The 6746-nt window shown below is 37.6% G+C and carries 8 protein-coding genes and 1 other RNA gene; 7 read left to right on the forward strand and 2 right to left on the reverse strand.

The window, feature by feature from the left end:
* Nucleotides 1-17: 17 nt before the first annotated feature.
* Nucleotides 18-1304: a glycoside hydrolase family 18 protein gene (locus DFR57_RS14530; protein ID WP_114353939.1), complete on the reverse strand. Its 1287-nt coding sequence runs from the start codon at nt 1302-1304 to the stop codon at nt 18-20.
* A gap of 71 nt (nt 1305-1375) precedes the next feature.
* Nucleotides 1376-1897, reverse strand: a complete 522-nt coding sequence (locus DFR57_RS14535; protein WP_114353940.1) for a cysteine hydrolase family protein — start codon at nt 1895-1897, stop codon at nt 1376-1378.
* 119 nt (nt 1898-2016) lie between these two features.
* Between DFR57_RS14535 and tadA the strand changes: the two genes are divergently transcribed.
* The 7 genes from tadA (at nt 2017) to DFR57_RS14570 (ending at nt 6412) form a co-directional block, all read left to right on the forward strand.
* Entirely contained in the window at nt 2017-2478 is a 462-nt protein-coding gene (tadA, locus tag DFR57_RS14540; protein ID WP_114353941.1) for a tRNA adenosine(34) deaminase TadA, read from the forward strand.
* 102 nt (nt 2479-2580) lie between these two features.
* An RNA gene (gene ffs / locus DFR57_RS14545) (signal recognition particle sRNA large type) lies at nt 2581-2846 on the forward strand.
* A 331-nt stretch (nt 2847-3177) separates the two neighbouring features.
* The gene (dnaX, locus tag DFR57_RS14550; RefSeq protein WP_114353950.1) at nt 3178-4875 is read left to right on the forward strand and encodes a DNA polymerase III subunit gamma/tau; all 1698 of its coding nucleotides are present in this window, start codon (nt 3178-3180) and stop codon (nt 4873-4875) included.
* A gap of 21 nt (nt 4876-4896) precedes the next feature.
* Nucleotides 4897-5220, forward strand: coding sequence for a YbaB/EbfC family nucleoid-associated protein (locus tag DFR57_RS14555; protein WP_114353942.1), 324 nt, complete (start codon nt 4897-4899; stop codon nt 5218-5220).
* Between the two features lie 12 nt (nt 5221-5232).
* Complete coding sequence (gene recR / locus DFR57_RS14560) at nt 5233-5829, forward strand: recombination mediator RecR (protein WP_114353943.1); 597 nt, start codon at nt 5233-5235, stop codon at nt 5827-5829.
* A gap of 15 nt (nt 5830-5844) precedes the next feature.
* Complete coding sequence (locus DFR57_RS14565) at nt 5845-6063, forward strand: YaaL family protein (protein ID WP_114353944.1); 219 nt, start codon at nt 5845-5847, stop codon at nt 6061-6063.
* An 85-nt stretch (nt 6064-6148) separates the two neighbouring features.
* On the forward strand, nt 6149-6412 hold the full coding sequence (locus tag DFR57_RS14570; protein ID WP_114353945.1) for a pro-sigmaK processing inhibitor BofA family protein: 264 nt from the start codon (nt 6149-6151) through the stop codon (nt 6410-6412).
* Nucleotides 6413-6746 lie beyond the last annotated feature (334 nt).

Below are 6746 nucleotides of genomic sequence, written 5' to 3' on the forward strand. Positions count from 1 at the left end.
CGAAAGCTTTTTAACTATTACCTTTTTGTTATATTAAATTGATCGCTAAGTAATAACCAATTTTGCGGAAAGGCTAACCCAAGCTTCCAGTAGCTGATGCCTCGTAAATGTAGTTCCTTTATTAAATCAAATTTTGCCTGGATCGACCTGGCATCCTCAAACCAAACCTCATGTCTATTTCCTTCGTTATCACTATAATAAAAGAATGGGGCTTGTTCCTCGTAGTCATATTGAATTTCTACTCTCTGTTCACGTGCTAAATTAACTGCTTGATTTGGACTTAGTGCTTTTGCAAATTCTCCACCTTCAACATAAGGGAGTGTCCAATCGTATCCGTATAAATTTTGGCCGAGGAAGATTTTTTCTGCAGGCATTTCACTTAGTGCATAGGTGACAACATCTCTTACTGGACCAATCGGTGAGACAGCCCTTGCAGGACCTCCACTATAGCCCCATTCATAGGTCATTAATACGACAAAATCAACAATCTCTCCATGTGCGCGGTAATCGTGGGCCTCATACCACGCTCCTTCTTGCTCTCTACTTGTCTTCGGGGCGAGGGCTGTAGAGATTAATAGTCCTTCTGCTTGTAGTCTTTCCTTTGCTTTTCTTAAAAATTGATTATAATTTTCGCGTGTTTCTGGTGGCAGAAATTCAAAATCGAAATGAATATCTTTAAATCCTATATTATTGGCTACTTCGATGATATTGGAAAGTAAGGTATCCTGCACAGCTTCATCAGTTACAATCTTCCGTCCTAATTCTTGATCAAATGCACCTTCTCTTAAATTGGTGACAACGAGCATGAGCTGGGCTTGGTTGTTAGCTGCGATGGTTTTAAAATCATCTAAAGGGGGTGCGATGAGTTCACCTTGATCTGTTACACGATAGGAAAAGGGGGCTAAGAAGGTTAAGTTTTTTGCATGTTTTTCGGCTGCATTTTGTAGTGTAGGGGAGACGGTATCTCCAATCGGCTCTACATAGGCATTTACTTCTATATTTCTTTTTGGTGGTGCAGGTAGATATAAACGCATACCAATAGTTAAGGGTTGATTAACGGAAATTTGATTAATAGAAGCAAGCTCATTAGCAGTTATTCCAAACCTTTGACCAATGCTATATAAGCTATCACCAGCTTTAACTGTGTAAAAATTACCGTCTATAGGAATGACAAGTGACTGACCTACCACCAATTGTTCAGGAAAATCCAATTCATTTGCAGCTGCAATCAATTCATACGTCGTACCATAGCTATTTGCAATGGCATATAGATTATCACCAGGCCTTACAACATGTATTTGCAAAACATGCACTCCTTTCAGATCATAGCTTTCCTTTATTAATCTATGAGTAGGAAAAGAGAAATATGTCTTGTTTAGATTGGATCTGTACTTGCTGTAAAGACATGCTTCATCAAATGTAAGGCATGATCATTGTAGTTTTGCTGATTAGAAGCTACACAATTTTCGGGTACATGTAAGGTGTATCCTCGCATATGAGCATCATTTGCGGTAAAAAGGACACAGATATTACCGGCAACACCAGCAATGATTAAATGCTTAACTTCTAACTGTTCTAATAATGATGGTAAAGGTGAGCGGAAAAAGCCTGAAAGCTGTGGCTTAATTAAGAAATAATCCTCTTTCTCAGGTCGCATCTGCTCTATAATTTCCTTATTACCATCATTCTCACAGACGTTAATAATATGCTTATAATCTGTTTCCCACGTATCATAGTGATCATTGATATAGATAAATGGTATATCATTTTTTCTAGCGTAATTTTTTAGATTCTTTAAATTTGGTAAGATTTCTTTTGTGTATTTTAGTAAATCAGGGCCTTCATCAAATTGAAAATCATTAATGATATCGACCATAACGACAGCTGTTTGCTTCATATTTAAACGCTCCTTTTTCAACAAGCTTACTAAAACACTTTACCCTTTTTCGATAAAAATCATGCATCCATGTTAAGATAAGCTTATATACCATTTAAATAATAGTTGGGTGATAGGAAATGACAGATGAAGAATTTATGTTATTAGCAATGCAGGAAGCAAAAAAAGCAGAAACCTTAGGCGAAGTTCCGATTGGAGCCATTGTCACTTTAGAGGATGAAGTGATCGCTGCTGCTTTTAATTTAAGAGAGTCTCTGCAAACTACTGCTTCACATGCAGAGATGTTAGCGATTGATAAAGCAAATGAAAAAGTAGGGAGCTGGCGTTTAGAAGATTGTACGCTCTATGTAACATTAGAGCCCTGCCCGATGTGTGCGGGAACGATTTTGCAATCAAGAATAAAAAGGGTTGTATATGGAGCGAAGGATCCAAAGGCAGGCTGTGCAGGCTCGTTGTTAAATTTATTAGATGATAACAGATTCAATCATGTGGTCGATGTAACGTCTGGTGTTTTAGAGGAGCCTTGCGGTGAATTGTTGCGTAACTTTTTTAGAAACCTTAGAAAAAGCAAAGAATCGTAATTAGCAAAAATTAACTCGAGATTTGCATTGCTTTTTTAAATAAAACTCGTTATACTAAATAGTGCGCTCTAATTAGCGCAATTGAATATATTAGCAAATTTGCCGTGCTAGGCGGGGAGGTAGCGGTGCCCTGTACTCGCAATCCGCTATAGCGAGGCTGAATTCCCTGTCGAGGTGTTAAGACTTTAAGGTCTGCCTTAAGGGAGTAGTGTTGACACTTGGGTCCTGCGCAATGGGAACTCGTGAATCATGTCAGGTCCGGAAGGAAGCAGCATTAAGCGAACATTCTCGTGTGCCGCGGGGAAGCCTGAGTCGAGCTATGAACTTAAGTAACGCTTAGGGTCTTGACATCGACACAGGGTGCACGGCGTTAAATATACTAATTAGAAAATCTCTTGTTATCATGCAAGAGATTTTTTTATACTATAGAAAAATATAAATTTTATCGGACTGTAGTATAAGTAAAACTATGGCTTTCTTCATAAAAACTTGACGATAAGCCAAGTTTTCCTAATACACTCAGAAAGTGAGATATTTCTACAATATAGAATATGAATAATTTTAGTTTCCTTATGACAACGTAGTCATCTTTCGGTTATAATAAAGCTATGACTTTGGAGGTAGAAGGAATGCTTTTAAAAGAAGGCATCCTTTTGCATGCAGAAGAATGGAACTGGGAAACAAAGGGGTTTTTATAAAATGGCTTATCAAGCTCTATATCGTGTTTGGCGACCGAAAAACTTTGAAGATGTGGTTGGGCAAACACATATCACGCGTACACTACAAAATGCGATTATGCAGGATAAATTTTCACATGCTTACTTATTTTCTGGCCCTCGCGGTACAGGGAAAACAAGTGCAGCAAAAATATTTGCCAAAGCCATTAATTGTGAAAAGGCACCGGCGCTAGAGCCATGTAATGCTTGTTCAGCTTGTCTAGGTATACAAGACGGATCAATTTCTGATGTAATGGAGATTGATGCAGCCTCTAATAATGGTGTAGAGCAAATTCGTGATATTCGCGATAAAGTTAAATATGCCCCTAGTTCTGTAAAGTATAAGGTATATATTATTGATGAAGTACATATGCTTTCGATTGGAGCGTTTAATGCGTTACTAAAGACATTAGAAGAGCCGCCGAAGCATGTGGTCTTTATTTTAGCAACGACAGAACCGCATAAAATCCCTTTAACCATCATCTCTAGATGCCAACGCTTTGATTTTAAACGAATCTCGCAGCTTTCGATGGTAAATAGGATGCAAACAATTCTTAACCAGGAAGAGATTGAGGTGTCACCAGAAGCACTTGGTGTTGTGGCGCTCGCTGCTGAAGGTGGTATGCGTGACGCGCTTAGTCTTCTAGATCAAGCGATCTCCTACAGTGAAGAACGTGTGGAAGTCGAAGATGTATTAGCTGTTACTGGCTCTGTTTCCCAAAAGGAATTAGCAGAAATTATCGATGTAATGTACCAACAGAATGTCCAACAGGGCTTGCTTCAAGTAGATCAGCTCATTCAAGATGGTAAAGACCCATCTCGTTTTGTTTATGATCTTATCTATTACCTACGTGATTGTTTGCTCTATCAAGCGTCACCCGAGCTCGAAGATATTTTAGAGCGGGCAATTGTTGATGATCATTTCTTAGAATTAACAAAGAAGGTAGACGCAGCATGGATCCAACGTGCTATTCAAGAGTTGAATTTATGTCTGCAAGAAATTAAATGGACAACAAGCCCGAAGGTATTTATTGAAGTAGCTATTTTGAAAATTTCAGATAGTGCACCTAAAGTAGTCGCAGATCATGCACAAAGCGATGATAAAAAGCTGCTACAGCTAGAAGAAAAGCTTCATCAACTAGAGTCAAAGCTAGAAAATATAAAAGCAGCACCAGCACAAGATGCCCGACCAAGTTCAAGCCCTGCTCCTAAAAGGCAAAATACTGGTGGGAAAAATACGTATAAAGTTCCGTATGAAAGAATACGGCAAGTGCTAGCGGATGCGTCTAAAGAGCATTTAAAAGAAGTGCAGGGTCAGTGGGCTAACTTTAAAGATGCGTTAAAGATGAAAAACAGACCAGCACATGCTACGATTCAAAATAGTCAACCTAGTGCGGCATCAAGTCAGGCAGTTATCCTTTCCTTTAAATATGAGATACACTGTTCACTTGCACTAGAGCATCAACAAACGATAGAATTATTATTAGCGGAAATGCTAAATAAAGAAATTCGCTTCATTCCCATACCAGAGGAAAATTGGTTAAAGCTAAGGGAAGAGTATATCAAGAAACAACGTCAGGAGGATCCTGACGGTGAAGCGGACGAGGAAGAAGAGGAAGATCCTCTTGTTAGTGAAGCACGAAAGTTAGTTGGAGAAGAATTGTTAGAAATTCAAGATTAAATTTATTTAGGAGGAATGACCATGCGTGGTGGAGGAAATATGAATAAAATGATGAAACAAATGCAAAAAATGCAAAAGGATATGATGGAAGCTCAAGAAGAATTACAGGATATGTCGTTTGAAGCAACCGCTGGTGGTGGTATGGTAAAAGTAACGGCAAATGGTAAAAAGGAAATTACCGATATTGAAATCAATGAAGAAGTAGTAGACCCAGATGATGTAGAAATGCTACAAGATCTAATTTTAGCAGCAACAAATGAAGTACTAAAAGAAGTAGAAGAAAAAACGAACGATAAGATGGGGCAATTCACAAAAGGATTAAACTTACCTGGAGGAATGTTCTAGGAGGAATGCTAGATGTATTATCCAGAACCAATATCAAAGTTGATTGACAGCTTTACAAAATTGCCAGGAATTGGACCAAAGACAGCAGTCCGCCTGGCTTTCTTTGTTTTAAATATGAAAGAAGACGATGTATTAGATTTTGCCAAAGCTTTGGTAAGTGCCAAACGAGAGCTAACACATTGTACCAATTGTGGTCACATTACGGATCAAGATCCTTGTTCTATTTGCCAGGATACCCAGCGTGATGAAGCATTGGTATGTGTTGTGCAAGATCCTAAAGATGTAATTGCAATGGAAAAAATGAAAGAATTCAATGGAAGGTATCATGTCTTGCATGGAGCTATTTCTCCTATGGACGGGATTGGACCAGAAGATATTAATGTGCCAAGTCTAATCAATCGATTAAAAGATGAATCCATTAAAGAATTGATATTAGCAACAAATCCTAATATCGAAGGAGAAGCAACAGCCATGTATATTTCTAGACTCGTGAAGCCCTCTGGACTTAAAATCACAAGAATTGCTCATGGCTTACCAATGGGTGGAGATCTAGAATATGCGGATGAAGTAACGCTTTCTAAAGCTCTAGAAGGACGACGAGAACTTTAATAGTAGGTGATGAAGGTGTTCGACTCTAAAAAAATTAAAAAAGACATGCTAGACCAAGAAATACTAGATACAATTTTTTCGTTGAAGAAGGAGTGGCACGAACTGCAGTTTATTATGGATCGTAGTGTAGAGCCAACTGAAGAAGGGTTACACGAATTAGCTGTTGTAAAGGCTAAATACTTCTTTCTTTTAAGAGAGGCAAGAAATAGAAACTTATCAGCAATGAGGAAATAATATAACTATTACAAAGATACGTTCTAACTGATTAGCTATAATCATATGTTTATAGAAAGGTTATAGTGAAAGGGGACAAGTTAAAATGAGTGTCTGGGTTATTAGTGGTTTCATTGTAGCTATTGTTTTGCTTTTAACCGTGGGTGTTTCTAAAAAAGGTTTAAGCATCATCGGAAGCGGCTTTAGTAAACTTGCTATAGGTGTTTTAATGTTATTCTTTTTGAATTTATTTGGAGCTTATTTTGGAATTCATATTCCTATTAACGCTTTTACGGCAATTATCGTAGGATTCTTAGGACTTGCGGGAATCGTTTCACTCTCAGCTTTACATTTGTTTATTCTTAGCTAGACTAAACAAATGATCATATAAAGACAGACTACCTTCCATGTTATTGGGGATGAGGTAGTCTGTTTTATTTTTATCTATGAAAATTATGATTTATGGTTGTATTGGTAGTTTGTATGTGTTATATTATTCTAGTCGCCAAAAAAACAAACAACTTTATTAAAAAATGATTTTAAAATAGTTGTTGACTTTTTCAGGTGATTAATGGTATGATATATAAGCTGTCGTTTTGAGATAGCAATATTGATCTTTGAAAACTGAACAGAACAACCAGTATGTCAAGTAAGAAATTAAGCTAGTTAAGTTTAGAGCAATCGAGCTCACATATTATGGAGAG

Source organism: Saliterribacillus persicus (genome assembly GCF_003337485.1).
Lineage (GTDB): Bacteria > Bacillota > Bacilli > Bacillales > Amphibacillaceae > Saliterribacillus > Saliterribacillus persicus.